We start from the raw sequence: 21,220 nt of genomic DNA on the forward strand, positions 1-21,220 counted from the left end.
CCCAACGGGTTTCTTCTGCCCGCCGGTTGTGACAGCCGGATATTCACACCGGAAGAGGTGGGGAGGTGAAATTCCGTACCGCCGATCGGAAGTGGTGGACCGTCAGGCAGCGGCCGCGTCCTGGTCCTCGATACGCTCCCGGGCCGCGGCGAGCGCCGCACCGATCTCCCGGGTGCCGGTTGTCACGCACAACGTGTAGGCGGTGTCCCGCAGCTGCTGCTCGATGCGTGGGTCGGTGCTGTCGGGGCCTGCGGCGCCTGCGGTCAGCGACTCGTAACGTGCCACCAGGTTCCGCAGGACGGTCGGGTGGGCCATCAGCATCGTGGTACTCCTCGAAGATCGGTGAAGTCGCCCCCCGTATGCCCGCTCCCGGCAGTGTGCATGCGCGATACACGCGCAGTGTCGCGCAGGTCTCATCGGCTCCTCCCGCCCCCGGCCGGCGCACCGGCGCGGCCCGGAGGCCGCGCACGGCTGCGGGCCGGGCGGGGGACCTGGATGAATGTCCCCCGCCCGGCCCGCGGGAGCCTGGCGCTGTTCGCCGTTCGTGGATTGAGTCGACTAGTCGATACTGCGCAGGATGTGCGTCTCCGACAGATCGTCCTCGTATCCCGCGAGACGGATCGGTGCGCACCTGGACCAGGTGTCCAGGGGGCCTTCGTCCTCGAGGAGCGTGGCGGTCTCGCCGCCCTGCTCCGCCGATGTCTCTTTGCGCTTGAGCTGATCTCGTGACACCGCGCACTCCTTAGCGTCGCGTCGACCGGTTGCGCCCTACGCGGCCATGGCCCTGCGTCGGACGCCCGGATGGATTCCAAATTCGGGCGGTGCGGACGCGGTGGCGCCTGTTGCGGTAGCCGGAGTCGTGGCCGAGGTGGCGACTCGCTCCGGGACGGGGGCGCCCGAGGGGCCGGTACTTCCCCTGGGGCCTGCTCGTCACGCACAGCGTATTCCCGGCGACCCCGCTGCCACCAGCCGGTTTTGCCTCCGGTTCAACCGCAGGGCGCCGTCCGTACAACCGCCGGGAGACGACCCGGCCGCCGCAGCACTGGGCACTGTTGCTACCGTTTCCCGTGCTCAAGAGCGAGAAGGACCGCAAAAACCGGACTGGGCCATCCGGGTCAGCGATACCGGCCCAGGCGTCCACCGGGCGCAGAAACCGGCTGCTCGCCGATATCGGCCCGCTGCGCGAGCACGCGGACTTCCGGCGGCTGTGGTTCGGCAACACCGTGTCGTACATAGGCCAGCAGATGACCGCGATGGCCGTCGCGCTCCAGGTCTACGCGATCACCGGCTCCAGCTTCTACGTCGGCCTGGTCGGCCTGTGCTCGCTGGTCCCGCTGATCGTCTTCGGGCTCTACGGCGGTGCCGTCGCCGACGCCGTCGACCGCCGCAGGCTCGGCCTGGTGACCGCGACCGGCGCCACCGTCCTGTCGGCAGCGCTCGCCGCGGTGGCCATCGCCCACGTACGGTCCGTCGGGGTGCTCTACGCGATCGTCGCCCTGCAGGCGGTCTGCTTCGCCATGAACTCCCCGGCCCGCTCCTCCATGATCCCCCGGCTGCTGCCGCCCGAGCAGCTGCCCGCGGCCAACGCGCTGGCCTCGCTGGCCGGCGGCGTCGGCCAGATGGCAGGACCCATGCTCGGCGGCCTCTTCGTCGGCCTGTGGGGCTACCAGGCCGCGTATCTGATCGACGCCGCCGCCTTCACCGCCTCGCTCTACGCGATGTGGCGGCTGCCGTCGATGCTGCCGGGCGACGGCGACGGGACCGCCAAGCGGCGGCCCTCGGTCATGGAGGGCCTGCGCTACCTGGGCGCCCGGCCCAACCTGCGGACCACGTTCGTCTCCGACCTGGCGGCCATGGTGCTGGCCCAGCCCCGGGTGCTCTTCCCCGCGGTCGCCGGGCTGTGGTTCGGCGGCGACACCCGCACGGTCGGCCTGCTGGCCGCCGCGCCGGCGGTGGGCGCCCTGCTGGGCAGCGTCTTCTCCGGCTGGTACGGGCGGGTACGCCGCCAGGGCATGGCGGTCCTGGTCGCGGTGGCCTCCTGGGGCGCCGCGGTCGCCGTCTTCGGCCTGACCCGCAACCTCTGGCTGGGCCTGTGCTTCCTCGCCCTCGCCGGCTGCGCCGACACCGTCAGCATGGTCTTCCGCAACACCATGCTCCAGTCCGCCGCCCCCGACGACATGCGCGGCCGCCTCCAGGGCGTCTTCCTCGTGGTCGTCGTCGGCGGCCCCCGTCTCGGCGACTTCCTCGCCGGCACGACGGCCGACGTCTTCTCCCCGACCACCGCCGTCGTCGGCGGCGGCCTGGCCTGCATCGCCGCGATCACGCTCATCGCGCTCTTCCAGCGCAGCTTCGTCTCCTACGACTCCCGCCGCCCGGTCGCCTGACCCCTGCGGGCGGGCGGCCCGCGGCCCGCGGTCACCGCCCGGGGCGCGCCGCCTCGCCGACGTAGACCCAGTTGCCGTCCTCCCGGACGAAGCGGCTGTCCTCGTGCTGCTCGCCCGCCGCTCCGCCGCTGCGGTAGTGCGCCCGGAACTCCACCGTGCCCTCGGTGTGGAAGGCGCTGCCCCCGGTGGAGCCGAGGATCTCCAGGCCGGTCCAGCGCACGTCCCGGTCGAAGGCCAGCTCGCGCGGCCTGGTCGAGGAGTGCCAGCTGCGCAGCAGATAGCCGGCGTCGCGTACGGCGAAGGCGCTGTAGCGCGACCGCATCAGCTGCTCGGCCGTCACGGCCGCACCGCGGCCGGCGTGCAGAGCACCGCAGCAGTCGTCGTACGCGGCGGGCAGGCCGCAGGGGCAGGGGGCGGGCATGCGTGCAGACATGCCCCCGATTGTCGCGGACGGGCGCTGCGCCATTCGCAGCAACAGGTGTTTCGTCCGCGCCTGAGCGGAAATGCGCTGAGCGGGACAGCAGCATCCCGCACAACGGAAGGACACCCCCGTGAGTACGGCATCAGAGCAGCCGGCAGAGCCCTCGGCCCAGGTCACCGTCACCCTCGACAGCTGCGCCAAGGAGGACGCCGGGACCGTGCTCGACGCGCTGCACACCAGTTTCGCGTGCGACCGGGACGCGGACGACGCGCCCGGGGAGGCGCCGGACGGCGGCCCGATCGTCTGGACCGCCACCTTCGACGTGTCCCGCACGCTCGCCCTCCCCGGCGGCCAGGCCCATCTCGGCGAGCCGGTCACCCTCAACGCGCAGGGCGGCTACCACGCGGTCGACCGCCTCCGCGGGGCCCTCGCCGGGTCCTTCGCCGTCACGGTCGTCGGCACGGCCTCAGGCGACCAGGAGGAGGAAGTCACCTTCCGCCTCCGCTGAGCCCCTGCGGGGTTGCCCGCCCGTGAGGGGGTGCCCCTTGCGGCGGCCTGCCGCCTTCCCCCGGCGGTGGGTCGCGCGCGCAGTTCCCCGCGCCCCTTCAGGGCTTGCCCCTTGCGGTGCGTTGCCTGCGTGCGGTCGGTCGTGGCTTGTCGCGCAGTTCCCCGCGCCCCTGGAAAACGCGTGCCCTCTGCGGCAGGCGGCAAGGCACCTGGCAGAAGCCCTCGCCTGGCCTAGGAGGACGCAGGCCCAAAGCGGCGCGGGGAACTGCGCGAGGAGCCGCAGCGGAGCGGCGCTGTGAACGTAGCGGGAGGGGGCTGCCACCCAGGGGCGCGGGAACTGCGCGACCAGCCGAGGCGGCGGGAAGAAGGCACCGCCACAGCAACTGGCAGCCGCCCCAGGGGCCGGGCGGGAGCCCGGGGGGAGGGTCAGGGCGGCGCGTGCGCCGCGCGCACCGCGTCGATCGTGTCGGCCTCGTCCGCCGACTTGTCCTCCCGGTAGCGCACGACGCGCGCGAACCGCAGGGTGAGCCCGGCGGGATAGCGCGGCGAGGTCTGGACACCGTCGTAGGCGATCTCGACGACGAGTTCCGGCCGGACGGTCACCACGTGACCGTCGTCCCGGACGGCGAGCCCGAGCAGCCGCTCGGTCTGCCACGCGAGCACCGCGTCGGTGAGCCCCTTGAAGGTCTTCCCCAGCATGACGAAGGCCCCGTCCTCGCCCCGCGCCCCGAGGTGCAGGTTGGACAGCCTGCCGGTCCGCCGCCCGTGCCCCCACTCGGCGGCGAGGACCACCAGGTCCAGCGTGTGGACGGGTTTGACCTTGATCCACGAGGCCCCGCGGCGCCCTGCCGCGTAAGGACCGCCGTCACCCTTGACGACGACCCCTTCGTGGCCGCGCCCCAGCGTCGCCGTCATGAAGTCCTCCGCCGCACGCAGCGCCGCCGGGTCACCGGGATCGGCGACGACGGCCCGCCGCACCCGGACAGGCTCGGGGACGAGCCTGTCGAGCTCCGCCCGGCGCTCCGCGTACGGCAGGTCCAGCAGGTCCCGGTCCTCCGCGTACAGCACGTCGAAGAAGACCGCGCGTACCGGCATGGCGCGGGCGGCCGCGGCCACGTCGACCCGGGAGCCGACCCGGCCCGCGGTCTCCTGGAAGGGCCGCGGGCGCCCGTCGGCGTCGAAGGCGAGCACCTCCCCGTCGAGGACGAACCGCCGGCCGTGGAGTTCGCGCACGGTCGCGACGACCTCGGGCAGCCGGTCGGTGACGTCGTCGAGCGTGCGGGTGAACAGCCGCACGTCGTCGCCGTCGCGGTGCGCCTGGACGCGGATGCCGTCGAGCTTCTCCTCGACGGCGCACGGCCCGCCGGCCTTGGCGACGGCCTCGGGCACGGATTTGGCCGACGCCGCCAGCATGGGCAGCAGCGGCCGGCCCACGGCGAGCCGGAATTCGGCCAGCGCTGCGGGGCCGCGGGCCAGCAGCGCCTCCGCGACCGGTTCGAGCGCCCCGGCCAGCATGACCGCACGCCGGACGTCGGCGGAATCCGCACCGGTGGCCGCCGCCAGGCCTTCCGCCGCGGCCGCGTCGAGCGCGCCCTGCCGGACCTCGCCGGTGACCAGGCCGATCAGATACTCCTGCTCCGCCGCGGTGGCCGCGGCCAGCAGGTCCTGGAGCAGGCCGCGCCGCCCGGCCTGCGCGCCCTGGCCGGAGACCGCGGCGACCGCGGTGAGCGCCGCGTCCACCTCGGCGACGGTCAGCGAGGGGACGGCCGCGGGGGCCGCCCGGTCGCGCAGCGCGGCCCAGCCGACGCCGAGCCGGCCCTGGGGGAGCCGTCCCGCGAGGTAGGCGATGGCGATCGGCGCGTCCTGCGGCCCGACGTCGCGGAAGAAGCCGGCGAGCAGCGCGGTCTTGCGGGACCGCGACGACGTGCCGGCGACCTCCCGCGAGACCCGGGCGACCTCGGCGAAGAGCATGTCTCCATCCTGCGACGCCCCGGGACGAAGCGCGCGGGTTCACTCGAACGGGTAATCGAAATGATGTGCGAATGGAGGTTATGGTGGAGCCATGGCCCATCAGCAGACATCCCTCTTCGCCACCGGAGCACCGGTCCTCGGCAGCCTGGACGAGGCGCGGCGCACCGAGCTGAGCCGCGGCGCCTGGACGGACGTGCTGCCCGGCTGGCTGAGCGGTGCCGACGACCTCTTCGCCGAGCTGGCCGCCGGGGTCCCGTGGCGCGAGGAGCGCCGCACCATGTACGACAACGAGGTGGCGGTGCCGCGGCTGCTCGCCCACTACGGCGAGGGCGAGCCGCTGCCCGACCCGGTGCTCACCGAGGCCCGCGACCTGCTGAGCGCGCACTACGCGGCGGAGCTGGGCGAGCCCTTCGTCAGTGCGGGCCTGTGCTTCTACCGCGACGGCCGGGACAGCGTCGCCTGGCACGGCGACCGCTTCGGGCGCGGCGCCACGCACGACACGATGGTCGCGATCCTCTCGCTGGGCGACCCCCGGCCGCTGCTGCTGCGCCCGCGCGGCGGCGGCGCCCCGGCCTCCCGGGTGCCGCTGGGCCACGGCGACCTGATCGTGATGGGCGGCAGCTGCCAGCGCACTTGGGACCACGCGATACCCAAGACCCGGGCGGCGGTCGGCGGCCGGATCAGCGTGCAGTTCCGCCCCCGCGGCGTGGCCTGACGGTCCCGGTCCCGGCCGCCCGGGAGGCGTCCGCAGGCGCGGGGTGCGGGTTCGCGCGCATGATGGAGGGGGGCCGTTCGGAGTATTCGCCGGGCGGTGGCCCAGGCCGGTTTCCGCCCCGGACGGGCGGGCAGGCGCGCGGGTGGACGAGGCTGTCGTGGTGACACGAGGCGTGGCCACCCCGAGCAGGAAGGACGTGGTGTTCCGTGCGAACCGCATCCCCCGCAGCAGACCAGGCCGCCGTCCTGCGGGCGGTGGCGGCCGGCGTACACCTTCGGCCGCCGGGTGAGGCAGGTGCGGCGACATGAGCGAGCGGATCGACGGCACCATGGGCGACGACGTGTACCAGCCGGACGGCAGCGAGATCCAGGAGGACACCGGGCCGCTGGAACCCGAGGACACCCTGGACGACCGAGGGATCGCCGAAGTGCTCGACGAGGGCTACTCGCCCCCGGAGCGGCCCTTCGGCGTGGACGAGATCGGCACCACGGCGGCCGAGCAGCAGGCGGGCGAGACCCTGGACGAGCGGCTGCCGCGCGAGCGCCCCGACATCGGGGTGAGCGCGGACGACGGCCTGGGCGACGCGACCGACACCGACGGCGAGCTGGTCGACATCGAGGCGGGCGAGCTGCGGTCCGGCCGGCTGGTCGGCCCCGACGAGGGGGTGCGCGGCCGCCTGGACGGCATGGTCGGCGAGGACGTCGGCATCGACGGCGGCGCGGCCTCCGCCGAGGAGGCGGCGGTGCACGTGGTGCAGGACGCGGACTGGCCGCTGGAGGAGGACGACGACGAGGCGTGACCGCGCGTCCCGCTCGCGGCCCGGCCGGCGACGGCCGGGGGCGGAGCGGGGCGGGCGGTGCGAGTCCGTGACGCCGCAGGAAGGCAAGGAGCCGGTGCTATGAGCGAACTGTTGAAGCCCCAGGACACAGCCGGTGTTCCCGCCGGCCACGAACGCATCAGCGGGCCGGCGAACGTCCGGGCCGAGGCCGAGTTCTTCGACGACCGGGCCCGGGCGGACTCGCATGCCGTCGTGGAGGCCCGAACGCACCACGAGGGCCTGTCGGCCCGGGTGGTGGCGTCGGGCGCGGGCGTGCACACCCTGCTGGAGCGGTTGCGGCACCGCGGCACCCCGTCCCGCGGCGAGCTGCGGCCGCTGGCCGACGCGCTGGCCAGGCACTGCGAGGCCACCGAGGTCACCGCCCGCCAGGCGCTGGAGGGCAAGCACGGCGAGACGGGCGCCGTCGTGCGCGAGGACCGCGCCGAGGGCGAGGAGCTGCAGCGCGAGCTGGCCTACCTGATATCAGGCAAGCTCCCCGAGGGGACCTACCCCCTGACGGCGGGCGGCACCTTGTCGGCCATCGACCAGTACGTCGGCCACGAGCAGCGCGGTCTGGTCCCGGCGATCGACCGCGAGCTCTCCCCCTTGGAGAGCGCCCGGCTGGCCAGGGCCTTCCCCGGCTGACGGCGCCGGCCGCCGCCGGGGCCTGTCACAGGCCGATGAACTGGTAGTCCGTCGCGATCCGCCCGTCAGGGCCGAGCAGCAGCACCTGCAGCCCGCCGCCCTGCGGTTCGCCACCGTCCAGCGGTGCCCACACCCAGCTGAACCTGACCAGGTCGTGCAGCCGCTGGACGTCACCGCGGACCCGGAAGTCCGCGGCGCCGGGCGCGACGAACTCCTCGTACGCCGTCCGCACCCGGAATTCGAGCGCGTCATGGCCGCGCGCCTCCATGACGACGGTCCGCATCCCCACCTTCTCCGCCGCCTCCCGCATCACCTGCGGCGGCTGGAGCAGCTGGAGCGCGTCCTCGCACCACAGCTCCTCGACGGCCTTGCGCCGCGCGCCGGGGTCCGGTTCGTTCCACACCGCGATGTAGCGGGATGCGAACGCGTCGAGATCGATGTCGGCCATCGGTACCACCTTGCTGGGAGTCGTCGTGCGCTGTGTCGCGCCTGACGACTGTGCTGCGCCCGCGCGGGCCGGACAATTCCCGCCCGGGAATGGCCCGCCCTCCCAGCCGGCCCGCGGGACCCGCGGGAAATCCGCTGGCCACCGGAGCCGGCCCGCGGCCATCCTGGGAGCATGGCACGCGAATTCGACGACCTGGTGGCCGAGGCCGACGCGGTGTCCGTGGACGGCTGGGACTTCTCCTGGCTCGACGGGCGGGCGAGCGAGCAGCGCCCCTCCTGGGGCTACCAGCGGGCGATGGGGGAGCGGCTGGCGGCGGCCACGGCCGCGCTGGACATCCAGACCGGCGGCGGCGAGGTGCTCGCCGGCGTCCCGCGGCTGCCGCCCCTGATGGCCGCGACCGAGTCCTGGCCGCCGAACCTGGCCAAGGCCACCGCGCTGCTGCACCCGCGCGGCGCCGTCGTCGTCGCCGACTCCGACGAGCCGCCGCTGCCCTTCGCCGACGCGGCCTTCGACCTGGTGGTCAGCCGGCACCCGGTCACCGTGTGGTGGGACGAGATCGCCCGGGTGCTGCGGCCCGGCGGGAGGTACTTCTCCCAGCAGGTCGGCCCGGGCAGCGCGGTGGAACTGACCGAGTTCTTCCTCGGGCCGCAGCCCGGCGCGCTCGGCGGCCCGCGGCACCCGGACCGGGCCAGGGAAGGCGTGGCCGCGGCCGGCCTCGACCTGGTCCAACTGCGCCCGGAGACGCTGCGGATGGAGTTCGGCGACATCGGCGCGGTGGTCTACTACCTGCGCAAGGTGATCTGGATGGTGCCCGGCTTCACCGTCGACCGCTACCGCGACCGGCTGCGCGACCTGCACGACCGCATCACGGCCGAGGGCCCGTTCGTCACCCGCTCCACCCGCATGCTGGTCGAGGCCCGCAAACCGGCGGCGTGAACCCGCCGGTGGGGTCTTGCCGCGCCGGGCGCGGCGCCCGGACACGGAGCAGGGGCCGCCGTCCTGTGGCAGGACGGCGGCCCCTCGGGTCACCGCATCGGATCAGGCCGTCGGTCGCCCGGCCGATCGGTTACGGGTACGACGTCACCGTCGAGGGCGTCGTGCCGGTGCCGGACGTTCCCGGACCGGTGTTGTTGATGACATGGGCGTATTGGCCCATGCCGCCGAGCGAGACCACCAGCAGGTCGTGGAACTTGACCCCCGCGGTGGTCGGCGCCTCGAACCCGTGGTCCTGGATGATCGTCGGGTCCGCGGTGTAGTTGCAGTAGCTGCCCAGGCCCCAGCCCTCGTGCGTGGTGACGTTGTCGTCCACCTTGTACGCGGCGAAGCCCCGGACACTGCCGTTCTGCACCGCCGCCTGGTTCGGGGCGTCGTACGCCTTCTCGTTCTGGAAGAAGATCGTCCTGCCGCCCTGGCCGGACCACTCCACGTCGTACTTCTTGAAGTGCTCCACGAACAGCCCGGTGGCCAGCACGTTGTTGCCGTTCACCTTCAGGCCGATGTCGGCCGGGTTGACCGTCCAGCCGGTCGGTGCGCTGCCGTGGTCGGCCCGCCAGATCCAGGTGTGGTCGATGATCACATCGTTGCTGTTGATCTCGAACGCGGTCTGCGCCTGCGCCGGACGGGCGCCGCCGACCCGGACGAAGACGTCCTGGATGGTGGTCGGGTTGGCCGCGTGGCTCGCGGTCGAGCCCTGCGCGCCCACCTGCAGCAGCTGCGGCGAGTTGCCCGCACCCGCGTCGATCAGGAAGCCGGCCAGCCGCACGCCGTCGACGTCCGAGACCTTGACCGCGTCAACGCCGTTGTCCGGCACGACGGTCGCGTAACCCAGGCCCAGCACCACGGTGTTGGCGCGGGTCACGTTGATCGGCTGGTCCACGTGGTAGATGCCCGGCGTGAAGACCAGGTTGAGGCCCTGGGCCAGCGCCGCGTTGATGTGCGCCGCGGTGTCGCCCGGGTGGGCCACGTAGAACTGGCTCAGCGGGATGGACGTCCCCGGGGTGTTCGGCCACGACACGCCACTGGCGTTGGTGCGCAGGTTCGGCACGAACACCGCGTAGTTGCCGCTGCCGTCCAGGTACATGTACGGCTTCTCGCGCGACTCGGGCGTGGTGTTCAGCGTCGTGTAGACCGGGTTCGGGAAGCCCTGCGCCGGAGCGCCCTGGACACCCGAGAACACCATGTTCCACACGCCGTTGGTCCAGCCCTGGATGGCGCTGTCGCGGGTGTACCACTGCTGCTGCGAGTACGGGCCGACGGTGCCGTCGATCTTGCTGTCGGCGATGTAGCCGCCGGAGGCCCAACCGTAGCCGTTGGGCGCCAGGTTCAGGCCGCCCTCGACGTGGATGCGGCGGAAGGGAGCCGCCTGCGCGACCGCCCAGCGGTCGGTGCCGTTGACCGGCTTGACCGCCAGGTTCTCCACCGAACGCCAGAAGTTCTGGGTGGCGTTGCCGTTGAACCAGCCCGCGTCCACGGTGATGTCACCGTTGATCTGGACGTCGTCGGGGTTCTTGCCCAGGCCCGAGACCGAGGTGTAGAAGCCGACCTGGTCGTTGAGCCCGTTGTAGGTGCCCGGCTTGAAGAACACCTGGTAGCGGGCGTCGCCGAACTGGTTGCTCTCCTGCTGCTGGAAGATCGTGTCCAGCTGGCCCTGGATGTTCGGGGTCGAGGGGTCGAAGACCTTGACGTTGGGGCCGAGGTCGCCGCCACCCTGGATCGGGCCGCCCGGGTCGGTGGGCGGAGTGGTCGGGCCGCCGTCACCGGCGGTGCCGAACACCTGGAACTCCCACAGCGAGTAGCCGTAGCCGGTGCCGCGGGCGGTCCCGTACACGCGGACGTAGCGGCCGGAGCCGGTGACGTTCAGCGTCTGGTTGCCGCCGGTGCCGGTCGTGGTGGAGTAGACGTCGGTCCAGTTCGAACCGTCCGCCGACGTCTGGATCTTGAAGGCCTTGCCGTACGCGGACTCCCAGTTGAGCGTCACCGAGCTGATGGTGTCGGTGGCGCCGAGGTCGACCTGCAGCCACTGCGGGTCGGCCGCCGCGCTGGACCAGCGGGTGCCGGTGTTGCCGTCGACGGCCGCGGACGCCGGGGTGCCGGCGTTCTCCGTCGAGGACGCGGTGGCGGTCTTGCCCTGCGAGAGCAGGGTGCCCGCGGCCGGCGGGGTGCCGCCGCCCGTGGAGCCGTAGACCTGGAACTCCCACAGCGAGTATCCGTAGCCGGTGGCGCGGGCGGTCCCGTACATCCGGACAAAGCGCCCGGAACCGTTTACGGCGAGCGTCTGGACGCCGCCGGTGCCGGTCGTGGTGGAGTAGACGTCGGTCCAGTTCGAACCGTCCGCCGACGTCTGGATCTTGAAGGCCTTGCCGTAGGCCGTCTCCCAGTTGAGGGTGACGGACGAGATGGTGTCGGTGGCGCCGAGGTCGACCTGCAGCCACTGCGGGTCGGCCGCCGCGCTGGACCAGCGGGTGCCGGTGTTGCCGTCCACCGCGGCGGACGCCGGAGTACCGGCGTTCTCCGTCGAGGAGGCGGTCACGGTCTTGCCCTGCGACAGCAGGGTGTCGGCGGCATGCGCGGAGCGCATGGGCACGAAGAGCAGCAGCGAGGCGATCAGCGCCGTGATGACCGCCGCGGCCGTCTTGCGCCGGTTCGACAACACCGAGGTTCTCAGTGCGGCCGTACCGGTGGGGGGAGCGAGCATGGGCAACTCTCCTGGTTCCACAGGTGGGGGAGCAGTGGGGTGCGCGTCCGGCCGTCGCGCGGCCGGACGAGGAAAACAGGGCAGTTCACGTCCCGGTGAGCGCTCTCCCGGTGGAAACCGGGTAGAAATGAGAGCGCTCTCCCGACGCACACGGCGATGTTTCTCCCTGTGTTTCATCCATGTCAAGAGTTGTGCACAAAGCAGGGGTGGCGAAACGGTGAAGCGTCCACAACTCAGGCAAATGTCCCGTAACTTGCGACAGGGTTTGAACTTGACGCGGTGACCAGCGCGTATCGCTGAGGGTGTTCGGAAAACGCCTCCGCCGTCACTCTTGCCGCACCTCGCTCGGGCAAGTGGCGGGTCGCGGCCGGGTCGTGAGGTGCCTTCAGTTCATGAACGCGGAAGCGGCGGGTCCGTTCCGCCGGCCCGGGTCAGGCGACCAGTGGCCCGCGCAGCGCCGCGCCCGCCGCCTCCCGGTCGCCCTTCCACACCAGGCCCGGGTCGCCGGCCGGCAGCCGGCCCCAGAGCATGAGCAGCAGGTCGCCGGCCGCCCCGCTGACCGACGCGGCCGGCGCGCCGGGCCCGTACGTCCAGGAGCTGCCGGTGTCGGTCGCCTCGAACCCCACCGCGCACGCCGGGGCCGCGGCCCGGCCGGCCTCGATCTGGCGGGGTGCGAAGGTGTCGAAGACCTCGGCGATCCCGTCCGCCGCCAGTTCGGGGTCCAGCGGTTCGGTGGCGCCCAGTGCGTGCTGGGCGTCCCAGCGGTGCACCAGGGTCTCCAGGCACCGCCGCCGCTGCCAGAAGCCCACGGTGTGCGGCGGGTGGAAGGTCCAGGCCGGGGCGGCCGTGTCGCCGTCGAGTACGTCGAGCAGCACCGCCGTCTGCCGGTCGAACCAGCTAAGCAGCGCGGCCGGTTCGCGCGGTGCGGCGGGGGAGCGGTGCCCGGGGTGGTGGGCGGTGATCGCGGTGGCCGCCCACCGGTTGCCCGCGCCCAGGTGGTTGGCCAGGTCGTACAGCGTCCAGCTGCCGCAGTGCTCGACCTGCGCCGTCAGGTCGCCGAGCAGGGTGCCGCGGAAGGCATCGGTCTCTCGGAGCAGCGCGGGGAGATATCCGGCGGTTTCCATACAGCTGAGCCTAAACCCGGCGTGTCGTGAGGCCCTGTTGCGACGCGGCCGTTGTGTCGCCGCGGCGCCCCGGCCGCGGCGACACGCCAGCGGTGCCCGCCGCGCGAAGGCCGCCCCGGCGGTGCCGGGGCGGCCTTGGTGAACCGGCGTGAGGGTGCCGGTTCGGTGTGCGTGGTGCTGCCGGGCGCTGCCGGCGTGTCGTCAGGCGGTGGTGACGGCCTGACGGCGGTGCCTGCGGGCGTAGTAGAGCGCGCCGCCGCCGACCAGCAGCACGCCGGCGGTGATGCCCAGCGGCATGACCGGCGAGGAGCCGCCGGTCTCGGCCAGGGTCTGGGTGACGGCGTTGTTGCCCGAGCCGCCGGTCGCGGAGCCGTGGCCGCCGGTGGAGCCGCCGTTGCCGTTGCCGCCGCCGTTGGCGTTCGAGCCCCCGTTGGAGCCGCCGTTGCCGTGGCTGCTGATCGGCTTGACCGACTTGACCGAGCCGTCGGTGTTGAGCAGCACCTGCTTGTTGTTCGGGTGCTTGAAGTCGAAGGCGCCGTACAGCGAGTTGGCACGGCTGTCGAAGGCCGCGTCACCGATGCGCCCGGTGTTCCAGTTGTCCTCGATGAACTTGGTGATCGAGGTCTGCTCGGTGCGGGTGTGGTCGACCGAGTTGACCTTGCTGTAGGGCGAGACCACCAGCAGCGGCTGCCGGGTGCCCGGGCCGCAGCGGTCGGCGTAGCCGCCGGCCGACGCGGGACCCGCCTGGCAGGCGGGGCTGTCGACGGTCTTGCCGTTGGAGCCGACCGTGGTGTCCTTCGAGCCGTTCTGCGGCTTGGCGTACGCGTGGTCGTACCAGCCGTCGGAGTCGTCGTAGGAGATGACGACCGCGGTGTCCTTCCACTCCGGCGACTGCTGGAGCTGGTTGATCTCCTTGATCAGGAAGTTCTGCTCGTCGATCGGGTCGGAGTACGCCCCGTGGCCGTCCTGGAACTCGGCCGCCTTCAGGAAGCTGACGGCCGGCAGGTTGCCCGCCTTGAGCGTCGCGTCGAAGTCGGTCAGGTCGTAGTTGTGGTTCGCCTGGCCGTTGTGGCCGATCTCGGCGGTGTTCTTCGGCGCCAGGTGGTGCGGGTTCGACGTCGACTTGTAGTACTGGAACGGCGAGTGGTGCGGGCTGTAGTCCACCGAGGAGGCGCCGCCCACGTTGGTGTGGGTGCTGGCCTGGCAGCTGGCGTAGTCGCCGGACTTGCCGTCCCACGGGGTGGACGGGCGGAAGCCGCCCTGGAACCAGCCCCACGTCACACCCTGCTTGTTGAGCAGGTCGCCGACGTTCTTGCCCTGCATCACGGCCAGCGCGTTGCTGCCGGCGTGGCTGGCGTCCGAGCAGTCGTCGAAGGCCGGGTCGGGGTCGTTGATGACCGTGCCGACGCCCTTGGCGTCCGGCGAGAGGACCGTGTACGGGTCCGGCTTCGCGGTCTGCTGGGGGTTCTCGGTGCCCGACTTGGGGTCGACCGAGATCACGCCGTGCGTCTGGCCGGAGATCAGGTTCAGCGCACCCGGGGTGGAGGGACCGTACGTGGTGCTGTACGAGTTGTCGCCGAGCGAGTAGTGCTGGGCGTAGTTCCACAGACCCGTGACGGTGTTGCCGTCGTAGTAGTCCATCACCAGGCCGGGCTCGCCGAACAGGCCGCCCGAGCAGGTGCTGGTCTCGGTGTTCTGGACGTACGAGTCGGCCTTGCCGCCGTTGGCGGCGTACTGCTCGGCCCCGTAGTTGTGGTTCTGGTCGCAGGTCACGGCCTGCTGGGGGGTGAGCCGCTTGGGGGCGTACTGGTTGGGGTTGTTCTTCAGCAGGCCCGCGTGGCTGAGGGTGTCGATGTCCTTCGGCGTGTTCTTGGCCGCGGTGAACTTCGTGCCGTCGGTGTTGGCCGCGACCGGGTAGCTGCCGAAGTAGTGGTCGAACGAGATGTTCTCGTCGAAGATGACGACCAGGTGCTTGATCGGCGTGGCGGTCTTGCCGCTGCCGCCGCCGTGGTTGTCCGAGTCGGCGTAGGCGGGGGCCGCGCCGCCCGCCAGTACGAGTGCCGCAGCCCCGGCGAACGCCGCCAGGCGTGCCGCGCGCTTGCGCGAACCGGCCCCTCTTCTCCTGCTCGTACCGCCCGTGGTGCTCATGCTTTCTCAGCCTCCGCTAAGTGGCGCTTTACGCGTGCCGCTGTGGATTCGTGCACGTTGTCGAACGCGATCGTCCGGTCGGTCCGCGACATGGCAACGGCACGGTGGTGGCGCCCGGGTGAACAGCGGGTCAGTAAATCCAGGGCAAGTCTTGACCTGCCTTTTGCCCATCGGGCGCCGGCCTCAGGCGAGCAGGGCGCGCCCGAGCCAGTCGGTGCGGTCGCGCACTCCCGGCAGAGCGTAGAAGTAGCCGCCACCGAAAGGTGAGATGTAGTCCACCATGGGTTCACCCGCGAGTCGCTGCTGCACGGCGGCGAACTGCCGCTCCAGGTCCTGCTGGTAGCAGACGAAGACCAGCCCCATGTCGAGGTTGCCGTTGCTGTCCATGCCCCGGTCGTAGTTGTAACCGCGGCGCAGCAGGCGGGAGTTCTCGGTCTTCGCAGTCCGCGGGTTGGCCAGCCGGATATGGCTGTCCAGCGGGATGACGTCGCCGGCCGGGTCCTGCGAGAACTTCGGCGTGTCGAACTCGTGCGAGCCGTCCAGCGGGGCGCCGGTGTCCCGGGTGCGGCCGAGCATCCGCTCCTGCTCGGTGATCGAGACCCGGTCCCAGAACTCGACCAGCATCCGGATCAGCCGCACCACCTGGTACGAGCCGCCCGCCGTCCAGGCCGGCTCCGCCCCGGCGCCGACCCACACCAGGTGGTCGGCGACCGCCGGGTCCGCGACCTCGGGGTTGGCCGTTCCGTCCTTGAAGCCCAGGTGGTTGCGCGGGGTGCCGCTGGGCCGCGGCGGGCTGGTGAAGCCGTCCATCCGCCAGCGCACCTGCATCCCGCCCCTGGTGTTGCGGGCGATGTCGCGCAGCGCGTGCAGCACGGTGTCCGCGTGCGGCGCGCTGAGCTGGAGGCTCAGATCGCCGTGGCACCAGGCCTCGTCGAGGTCGTCGTCGTCGAAGGCCGGCATCCGCGTCAGCCGCAGCGGCTTGCGGTCGGCGAGCCCGAACCGCCCGTCGAAGAGCGACGCGCCCACGCCCGCGGTCACCGTCAGCCCGTCGCCCGGCACCTGCGGCCCCAGCGTGCCGCTGTCCGACGGCGAGTCGGTGATGCCCAGCGCCGCGGGCGTACCGCCCGAGGTGAGGAAGCGCGCCCGCTCGGTGACGGTGTGCAGCAGCTCGGTCAGCTCCCGCCGGTCGGCCGCGGTGACGTCGAGGGACAGGAAGGCGGTGGACAGCTGGACGTCCTCGACGATGCCCGCCTGGTGCACCCCGTGGAAGCCGGCCTTGCGCCGGGCGGGCGCGGCGGGCGAGGTCGCCGAAGGGGTGGCGGCGGTGGCGGCCGAACCGGCCAGGACCGTTGCGCCGCCGGCCACCGCGCCGACCGCGCCGACACCCAGGGCCGCGCCGCGCAGGAAACCGCGCCGGTGCAGGTCGCTGTGCGGGTTGTCGGTCATGCCGTCCTCCGTACTTCGAAGATCGCCGCCACCGGGGCGAGTTGTTCGAGCAGATCGCCGAAGTCGGCGTTGATCTGCTGGCGCTGGGCGTGGGTGAGCCTGTCCACCGGCGTCCAGGTGCCGCCGTGCTGCTGCGCGTCGAGCGCGGCCTGCGTACGGTCCAGCGCCGCGTCGAGCTTGGCCAGCCCGGCGTCGCGGGGCACCAGCAGGCTGCGCAGTTGACCGAGGATCGCCCTGGTGCCGTCGACGTTGGCGCGGGCGGTGGCCAGATTCGTCCCGCTGCCGTAGTCGGTGCGGGCGGTCAGCTCGAACTGCTCGGCGTTCTCGATGATCTCGTGGGCGCGCAGGCCCATCGCCGCCGGGTCCATCCGCGCCTCGGACCAGCCGTCCCGCAGGGTGCGCACCGCGCTGTCCAGGGCGGCGGCCGGTGCGCGCAGCGAGGCCGCGGACTCGCCGTGCCACAGGCCGTACTCGATCCGGTGGAATCCGGCGAAGTCCGGGTCGTCGACGGCGCCCGGGGTACGGGCCACGGTCCCGTTGATCGCCGCGTCCGCGTCGCCGAAGGTGTCGTAGGCGGCGCCCATCCGCTCGTAGACCAGGTGCGCGGGCAGCCAGTCGCGGCGGGCGGCGGCCAGGTCGCCGCGGTCGATGTCGGCCTTCAGGGTGCCGGTGCCGGCCGCCAGCTCGCCGATCCGCTGCCCCACCCACTTCTGGTACGCCAGCGTCGGCGGGATCAGGTCGTGCTGGTTGACCGGGGCGGCGGCGGGTCCCTGCGGCTGCCTGCCGGCCACCACGACGGTCGGCCCGGTCACCGCGTCGGTGTCGTCCTGCAGGCACTTGAACGCGTAGCTGCCGCTGCCCAGGTCGACGGTCATCGGCCGGGTCGTGCCCGGGGCCAGGCCCTCGACCTCGCCGAAGATCCTGCCGGTCCGCGGGTCGGTGAGGTCGACCTCGGAGGCCGTGCCCGACGTGTTGTGCAGGTCGAAGACCTGCGTGCCGGCCTGCGGCCGGCTCCAGCCGCGGCCGCAGGTGCCGGTCGAGACCTCGACCGCGGTGTGCCGCAGCCCGTCGGCCGGGGCGGTGGCCTTCGCGTCGGTCCGCGGGGAACCACCCCCGGAGCCGGCGGCCAGCACGGTGGCGGTCACCGCGGCGGCGACCACGACGACCGCGGCTGCGGCCTGCCACCGGCGGACGAGGTGCGTCCGGGAGGACGAGGGCGGGTGTGGCGGTTCTATGCCGTCAGGTTCGGCGGACACGCCGGACCTCCAGTTTCGGTGCAGTGGATCGGTGCGGCTCATGCTAAGCACCGGTTGGCTGCGCCATGCGGTTGGTGACGGGCGGGAATCCACAATTCCGCGCCAGTTCACCAGCCAGCCACCTAAGGGTGCCCTTACCGGGGTTTTCGGCCCCCGCGCTGTCCGCCCGGCTCAGGTGAATGCTCCTGGCGCGGGGCGCGCGGTCTCCGGGTGCGTCGTGGTCGGGCTCGCCGTCCGCAGGTGGGTGCCCCTTGCGGTGGGCGCCGCTTTTCGCCCGGTGGGGGTTGGGCGCGCAGTTCCCCGCGCCCCCGGGTGATGGCCCCTTGCGGGGGTGCGTGCCTTTCCGTGCGTTGTGGCTGGGCGCGCAGTTCCCCGCGCCCCTTTGGGGCTTGGCCTCTGCGCGGAGGGCGGGCGTTTTTCAGGGGCGCGGGGAGGGGTCAGCGGAGGAGGGTGGCGGACAGGTGGTGCCAGGTGGTGGTGGCGGGGGTGGGGCGGAAAGTGGGGCGGTCGTCGGCGAGGAAGCCGTGGGGGGTGTCGGGGTACACCACGATCTCGTGCGGGACCCCCGCGGCGGCGAGCCGCTGCCCGACGAGGCGGGTCTGGTCCGGCGTGATCACGTGGTCGTCCGCGCCGACCACGTACAGCAGGCGGCAGCCCTGCTCGGCGATCCGCGGCGCGAGATCGACCAGCGGCCCGGGCCGGCTGAGCGCGGTGCCGGCGACGTCCAGCCAGCCCGGGTAGACCGTCGCGACCGCGGACAGCGGCAGCTGGCTCGCGGCGTAGAAGGCGATGTGGCCGCCGAGGCTGAAGCCGACCATCCCCGGCCGCCCCGCGGTGTCCTCGCGCTGCTCCAGATGGGTGAGCGTGGCCAGCAGGTCCGCCGTGACCTCCTGCCGGGTGAGCCGGTCGAGCAGCGCGAACGCCCGGGCGCGCCCCGGCTCGTCAGCGGTGCCGGAGAAGCCCGGCTCGGTCCGGTGGTAGAAGTCCGGTACGACCGCGAGCAGGCCGAGCCCGGCCAGCCGGTCCGCGGTCCTGCGGATGTACGGCGTCAGGCCGAACATCTCGAAGCCCACGATCACCGACGGCCACGGCCCGTCGCCCGCCGGCCGGCTGACGTACGCGGCCATCGGTTCGGCCGAGCCGGCCACCGGGATGCCGACCGTGCCGCCGGCGGCGGGACGGGATGTCGCTTGCATGACGATGCCACTCCTCGTACGGATCGGATGATGCGACCGAGTCTGCGATCGCGCAGGCAGCCGCGTCCAAGACCCGTTCCGGCCGCGGCGATACCCTCGGCGCATGGCCGTGGCACCGCACACCAGGCGGCGCCGCGGCGGGAAACGGGGGCGGCAGTGGATCTCGACCTGCGCAAGCTGCGCTACTTCGTCGCGGTGGCGGAGCGCCTGCACTTCAGCCGCGCCGCGGAGGACCTGCTCATCGCACAGCCGGCGTTGAGCCGGCAGATCCGCGCCCTGGAGAAGGAGTTGGGGACCGAGCTGTTCGTCCGGGACAGCCGCCGCGTGGCGCTGACCCCCGCGGGACGCCAACTGCTGGACGACGCCCGGCCGCTGCTGGCCTCGGCCGATGCCGCCCGCCGCCGGGTCGCGCGGGTGGCCGAGGGGGCCGGCCGGCTGGTGGTCGGCTTCCGTACCGGCATCCGGGTGACCGACGCGGTCCGAGCGTTCGGCGCCGACCACCCGGCGGTGACGGTCGAGGTGCGCCGGGTGGAGTGGGACGACCAGGCCGAGGCCGTACTCGACGGCCGTGTCGACCTGGCGTACGTACGGCTGCCGGTGCTGGAGCCCGGGCTCCGGCTGACCCCGCTCTACGGCGAGCCGCGGATGGCCGCGCTGCCCGCCGGGCACCCGCTGGCCGCCCGCGAGCAGCTGACCGCGGCCGAGTTCGGCGCGCAGACCGAGATCCTGCACCTGTGCGGCAACACCGAGGCCGCCGGCCCCGGGCAGGTCTCCGCCGTCCGCACGGTCGAGGAGAAGCTGGAGTACGTGGCGGCCGGCCGCGGGGTGACCTGCCTGCCGCGCTCGGCCGCGCTGCTGCACCGGCGCCCGGACGTCGTCTACCGGCCGGTGGCCGACCTGCCGCCCGACCAGGTCGCGCTGGCCCGCCCCGCGGGGCGGCGCTCGGCGCTGGCCGACGCCTTCACCGCGGCGGCGCGGCGCACCGCGCCGCCCGCCGCGGGCTGAGCGTCAGCAGGTCAGCAGGCCGGCGTTCTGCTTGGCCGTCAGGACGCGGGTCACGCTGTCGAAGACCGCGCTGCGCAGCGCGGCGTCCTGCGGCATCCGGCTGAGCACCGCGGCGGTCATCGGCACGATGTCGCTCGGCTTGACGGTGAGCAGCAGGTTGCCGCCGGCCTTGAGGAAGTCCACCGCCCGCTGGGCGGGGGTGTGGTCGCTGACCGCGACGGCCGCGCCGAGGTCGTCGGAGATGATCGCGCCCTTGAAGCCGAGCGAGCCGCGCAGCAGGTCGCGCATCACCGCGGAGGAGAAGGCGGCCTGGGTGTGCGGGTCGATCTTGGAGTAGATCGCCGACGACACCATCACGAACGGCGTGCCCGCCTGGATCGCGCTGCGGAACGGCTCCAGGAACGGGTCGGTGCGGGTGGTCGTGGAGTCGGTGACGCCGGAGCTGAAGTCGGTGTTGCCGGTCACCCGGCCGAGGCCGGGGAAGTGCTTGGCGCTGGTGATGACGCCGGCCTGGAGCATGCCGCGTACGAAGGCGGTGCTGTGGGTGGCCACCGTGGTGGGGTTGGTGCCGTACTCGCGCTGCAGCTTGCCGATCGGCGCGTTGATGTCGACCAGGTTCGGCGGCACGGTGTCGGCGACCGGTGCCAGATTCATCGTGACCCCGGCCGCCCGCAGCTGCCGGCCCCAGGTCTTGGCGTCCTTCTGCAGGGTGCTCGTGGACAGCTTGCCCTGCTGCAGGGCCGTCGGGATGGCGCTGAAGCCCGGGCCGCTGAGTACCTGGACCTTGCCGCCCTCCTGGTCGGTGGAGACCAGCATGCTGACGGTGGCGCCCTTCACCGACGGCGCCAGCTTCCTGACCTGGTCGGTGACCCGCTTGACCGCCGCGGTGCCCGCGGTCGTGTGGCCCATCAGGAAGACCGAGCCGACCCGGCCGCCGGTGATCGCGGCGGACTGCGCACCGGTCATGCCCGAGCTGCTCACCGCGCTCATGAACAGCTGGCCGACCTGCTGCGACTGGCTCATGCCGGAGACTGCCCGGCTCACGCAGCCGGCCGGCTTGGCGGTGGTGGTGTGGGGCGGCGGCGGCACCGCCGTGGTGTGCGAGGCGGACGGCGAGGCCGACGTGGTGGTCGCGCTGGGCGTGGCGGTGGTGGTCGCGGGGGAGGAGCCGGGGGCCGACGCCGACGTGGTGCTGCCCGAGGAGTTCGAGCCGCCGTCGCCGCACGCGGTCAGGCCCGCGGTCGCGGTGGCGAGCAGGCCGAGGACGAGTCCCGCCCTGCGGACGCCGCCGGACAGGAGGCCGCCGCGCGATCCGGTACGGATCGGCGCGCGGCGGGATCGCGGAGCGTCGGGGGAACGTGTCGGCTGGCGCACGGTGGGACCTCACACCTCATCAGTCGTTCGGGAGGGCCGGAGACGGCGGTCGCGTCTCCCCTTCTTCCT

19 protein-coding genes are annotated in these 21,220 nt (G+C 73.0%); 7 read left to right on the forward strand and 12 right to left on the reverse strand.

Annotated features, from left to right (window positions below; all coding sequences use genetic code 11):
- Positions 1 to 102 precede the first annotated feature (102 nt).
- Together NFU81_RS17145 and NFU81_RS17150 are read right to left on the reverse strand one after the other, a co-directional pair.
- Positions 103 to 321 carry a DUF5133 domain-containing protein gene (locus NFU81_RS17145; protein WP_251490627.1) on the reverse strand — a complete coding sequence of 73 codons (219 nt, stop codon included), beginning with the start codon at positions 319 to 321 and terminating at the stop codon, positions 103 to 105.
- A 237-nt stretch (positions 322 to 558) separates the two neighbouring features.
- Positions 559 to 732, reverse strand: a complete 174-nt coding sequence (locus tag NFU81_RS17150) for a hypothetical protein (protein WP_251490630.1) — start codon at positions 730 to 732, stop codon at positions 559 to 561.
- A gap of 389 nt (positions 733 to 1,121) precedes the next feature.
- Between NFU81_RS17150 and NFU81_RS17155 the strand changes: the two genes are divergently transcribed.
- Complete coding sequence (locus NFU81_RS17155) at positions 1,122 to 2,384, forward strand: MFS transporter (RefSeq protein ID WP_251490820.1); 1,263 nt, start codon at positions 1,122 to 1,124, stop codon at positions 2,382 to 2,384.
- A gap of 31 nt (positions 2,385 to 2,415) precedes the next feature.
- Here NFU81_RS17155 and NFU81_RS17160 read toward each other — a convergent pair whose 3' ends face one another.
- On the reverse strand, positions 2,416 to 2,817 hold the full coding sequence (locus NFU81_RS17160) for a YchJ family protein (RefSeq protein WP_251490633.1): 402 nt from the start codon (positions 2,815 to 2,817) through the stop codon (positions 2,416 to 2,418).
- Between the two features lie 118 nt (positions 2,818 to 2,935).
- On the opposite strand from NFU81_RS17160, the gene NFU81_RS17165 reads away from it, so the two are divergent.
- On the forward strand, positions 2,936 to 3,313 hold the full coding sequence (locus NFU81_RS17165; protein ID WP_251490635.1) for a hypothetical protein: 378 nt from the start codon (positions 2,936 to 2,938) through the stop codon (positions 3,311 to 3,313).
- 425 nt (positions 3,314 to 3,738) lie between these two features.
- Here NFU81_RS17165 and NFU81_RS17170 read toward each other — a convergent pair whose 3' ends face one another.
- The gene (locus NFU81_RS17170) at positions 3,739 to 5,283 is read right to left on the reverse strand and encodes an ATP-dependent DNA ligase (protein WP_251490637.1); all 1,545 of its coding nucleotides are present in this window, start codon (positions 5,281 to 5,283) and stop codon (positions 3,739 to 3,741) included.
- A gap of 91 nt (positions 5,284 to 5,374) precedes the next feature.
- Between NFU81_RS17170 and NFU81_RS17175 the strand changes: the two genes are divergently transcribed.
- From NFU81_RS17175 to NFU81_RS17185, 3 genes are all read left to right on the forward strand, one after another.
- Entirely contained in the window at positions 5,375 to 5,998 is a 624-nt protein-coding gene (locus NFU81_RS17175) for an alpha-ketoglutarate-dependent dioxygenase AlkB (RefSeq protein WP_251490641.1), read from the forward strand.
- 304 nt (positions 5,999 to 6,302) lie between these two features.
- On the forward strand, positions 6,303 to 6,797 hold the full coding sequence (locus NFU81_RS17180; protein WP_251490644.1) for a DUF5709 domain-containing protein: 495 nt from the start codon (positions 6,303 to 6,305) through the stop codon (positions 6,795 to 6,797).
- A gap of 99 nt (positions 6,798 to 6,896) precedes the next feature.
- Positions 6,897 to 7,460, forward strand: a complete 564-nt coding sequence (locus tag NFU81_RS17185) for an FUSC family protein (RefSeq protein WP_251490647.1) — start codon at positions 6,897 to 6,899, stop codon at positions 7,458 to 7,460.
- Positions 7,461 to 7,485: 25 nt separating this feature from the next.
- Here NFU81_RS17185 and NFU81_RS17190 read toward each other — a convergent pair whose 3' ends face one another.
- Positions 7,486 to 7,908, reverse strand: coding sequence for a hypothetical protein (locus NFU81_RS17190; protein WP_251490650.1), 423 nt, complete (start codon positions 7,906 to 7,908; stop codon positions 7,486 to 7,488).
- Between the two features lie 171 nt (positions 7,909 to 8,079).
- Between NFU81_RS17190 and NFU81_RS17195 the strand changes: the two genes are divergently transcribed.
- A complete protein-coding gene (locus NFU81_RS17195) occupies positions 8,080 to 8,844 on the forward strand; it encodes a class I SAM-dependent methyltransferase (protein ID WP_251490652.1) in 765 nt (254 codons plus the stop codon).
- A 130-nt stretch (positions 8,845 to 8,974) separates the two neighbouring features.
- On the opposite strand, the gene NFU81_RS17200 is transcribed toward NFU81_RS17195, so the two are convergent.
- From NFU81_RS17200 to NFU81_RS17225, 6 genes are all read right to left on the reverse strand, one after another.
- Entirely contained in the window at positions 8,975 to 11,602 is a 2,628-nt protein-coding gene (locus NFU81_RS17200) for a discoidin domain-containing protein (protein ID WP_422665218.1), read from the reverse strand.
- Positions 11,603 to 12,033: 431 nt separating this feature from the next.
- Complete coding sequence (locus tag NFU81_RS17205; RefSeq protein WP_251490655.1) at positions 12,034 to 12,726, reverse strand: maleylpyruvate isomerase family mycothiol-dependent enzyme; 693 nt, start codon at positions 12,724 to 12,726, stop codon at positions 12,034 to 12,036.
- Positions 12,727 to 12,927: 201 nt separating this feature from the next.
- Positions 12,928 to 14,874 (reverse strand): alkaline phosphatase family protein, encoded by a 1,947-nt coding sequence (locus NFU81_RS17210; RefSeq protein ID WP_251490658.1) that lies wholly within the window; start codon positions 14,872 to 14,874, stop codon positions 12,928 to 12,930.
- A gap of 183 nt (positions 14,875 to 15,057) precedes the next feature.
- Complete coding sequence (gene efeB, locus NFU81_RS17215) at positions 15,058 to 16,320, reverse strand: iron uptake transporter deferrochelatase/peroxidase subunit (RefSeq protein WP_251490661.1); 1,263 nt, start codon at positions 16,318 to 16,320, stop codon at positions 15,058 to 15,060.
- Positions 16,317 to 17,576, reverse strand: coding sequence for an EfeM/EfeO family lipoprotein (locus NFU81_RS17220; RefSeq protein ID WP_422665219.1), 1,260 nt, complete (start codon positions 17,574 to 17,576; stop codon positions 16,317 to 16,319). The genes efeB and NFU81_RS17220 overlap by 4 nt, the downstream gene beginning before the upstream one ends.
- A 437-nt stretch (positions 17,577 to 18,013) precedes the next feature.
- Positions 18,014 to 18,772 (reverse strand): dienelactone hydrolase family protein, encoded by a 759-nt coding sequence (locus NFU81_RS17225; protein ID WP_251490664.1) that lies wholly within the window; start codon positions 18,770 to 18,772, stop codon positions 18,014 to 18,016.
- A 156-nt stretch (positions 18,773 to 18,928) separates the two neighbouring features.
- Between NFU81_RS17225 and NFU81_RS17230 the strand changes: the two genes are divergently transcribed.
- The gene (locus NFU81_RS17230) at positions 18,929 to 19,777 is read left to right on the forward strand and encodes a LysR family transcriptional regulator (protein WP_251490667.1); all 849 of its coding nucleotides are present in this window, start codon (positions 18,929 to 18,931) and stop codon (positions 19,775 to 19,777) included.
- 3 nt (positions 19,778 to 19,780) lie between these two features.
- Here NFU81_RS17230 and NFU81_RS17235 read toward each other — a convergent pair whose 3' ends face one another.
- The gene (locus tag NFU81_RS17235; protein ID WP_251490669.1) at positions 19,781 to 21,151 is read right to left on the reverse strand and encodes a glycoside hydrolase family 3 N-terminal domain-containing protein; all 1,371 of its coding nucleotides are present in this window, start codon (positions 21,149 to 21,151) and stop codon (positions 19,781 to 19,783) included.
- Positions 21,152 to 21,220: the final 69 nt, after the last annotated feature.

Source organism: Actinacidiphila cocklensis (assembly GCF_907177275.1).
Lineage (GTDB): Bacteria > Actinomycetota > Actinomycetes > Streptomycetales > Streptomycetaceae > Actinacidiphila > Actinacidiphila cocklensis.

What these genes read in the sequence shown, in the direction of transcription:
- NFU81_RS17145 (WP_251490627.1), bottom strand. Translation starts at nt 321, where the DNA reads ATGCTGATGGCCCACCCGACCGTCCTGCGGAACCTGGTGGCACGTTAC.
- NFU81_RS17160 (WP_251490633.1), bottom strand. Translation starts at nt 2,817, where the DNA reads ATGTCTGCACGCATGCCCGCCCCCTGCCCCTGCGGCCTGCCCGCCGCG.
- NFU81_RS17170 (WP_251490637.1), bottom strand. Translation starts at nt 5,283, where the DNA reads ATGCTCTTCGCCGAGGTCGCCCGGGTCTCGCGGGAGGTCGCCGGCACG.
- NFU81_RS17175 (WP_251490641.1), top strand. Translation starts at nt 5,375, where the DNA reads ATGGCCCATCAGCAGACATCCCTCTTCGCCACCGGAGCACCGGTCCTC.
- NFU81_RS17180 (WP_251490644.1), top strand. Translation starts at nt 6,303, where the DNA reads ATGAGCGAGCGGATCGACGGCACCATGGGCGACGACGTGTACCAGCCG.
- NFU81_RS17185 (WP_251490647.1), top strand. Translation starts at nt 6,897, where the DNA reads ATGAGCGAACTGTTGAAGCCCCAGGACACAGCCGGTGTTCCCGCCGGC.
- NFU81_RS17190 (WP_251490650.1), bottom strand. Translation starts at nt 7,908, where the DNA reads ATGGCCGACATCGATCTCGACGCGTTCGCATCCCGCTACATCGCGGTG.
- NFU81_RS17195 (WP_251490652.1), top strand. Translation starts at nt 8,080, where the DNA reads ATGGCACGCGAATTCGACGACCTGGTGGCCGAGGCCGACGCGGTGTCC.
- NFU81_RS17200 (WP_422665218.1), bottom strand. Translation starts at nt 11,602, where the DNA reads ATGCTCGCTCCCCCCACCGGTACGGCCGCACTGAGAACCTCGGTGTTG.
- NFU81_RS17205 (WP_251490655.1), bottom strand. Translation starts at nt 12,726, where the DNA reads ATGGAAACCGCCGGATATCTCCCCGCGCTGCTCCGAGAGACCGATGCC.
- NFU81_RS17210 (WP_251490658.1), bottom strand. Translation starts at nt 14,874, where the DNA reads ATGAGCACCACGGGCGGTACGAGCAGGAGAAGAGGGGCCGGTTCGCGC.
- efeB (WP_251490661.1), bottom strand. Translation starts at nt 16,320, where the DNA reads ATGACCGACAACCCGCACAGCGACCTGCACCGGCGCGGTTTCCTGCGC.
- NFU81_RS17225 (WP_251490664.1), bottom strand. Translation starts at nt 18,772, where the DNA reads ATGCAAGCGACATCCCGTCCCGCCGCCGGCGGCACGGTCGGCATCCCG.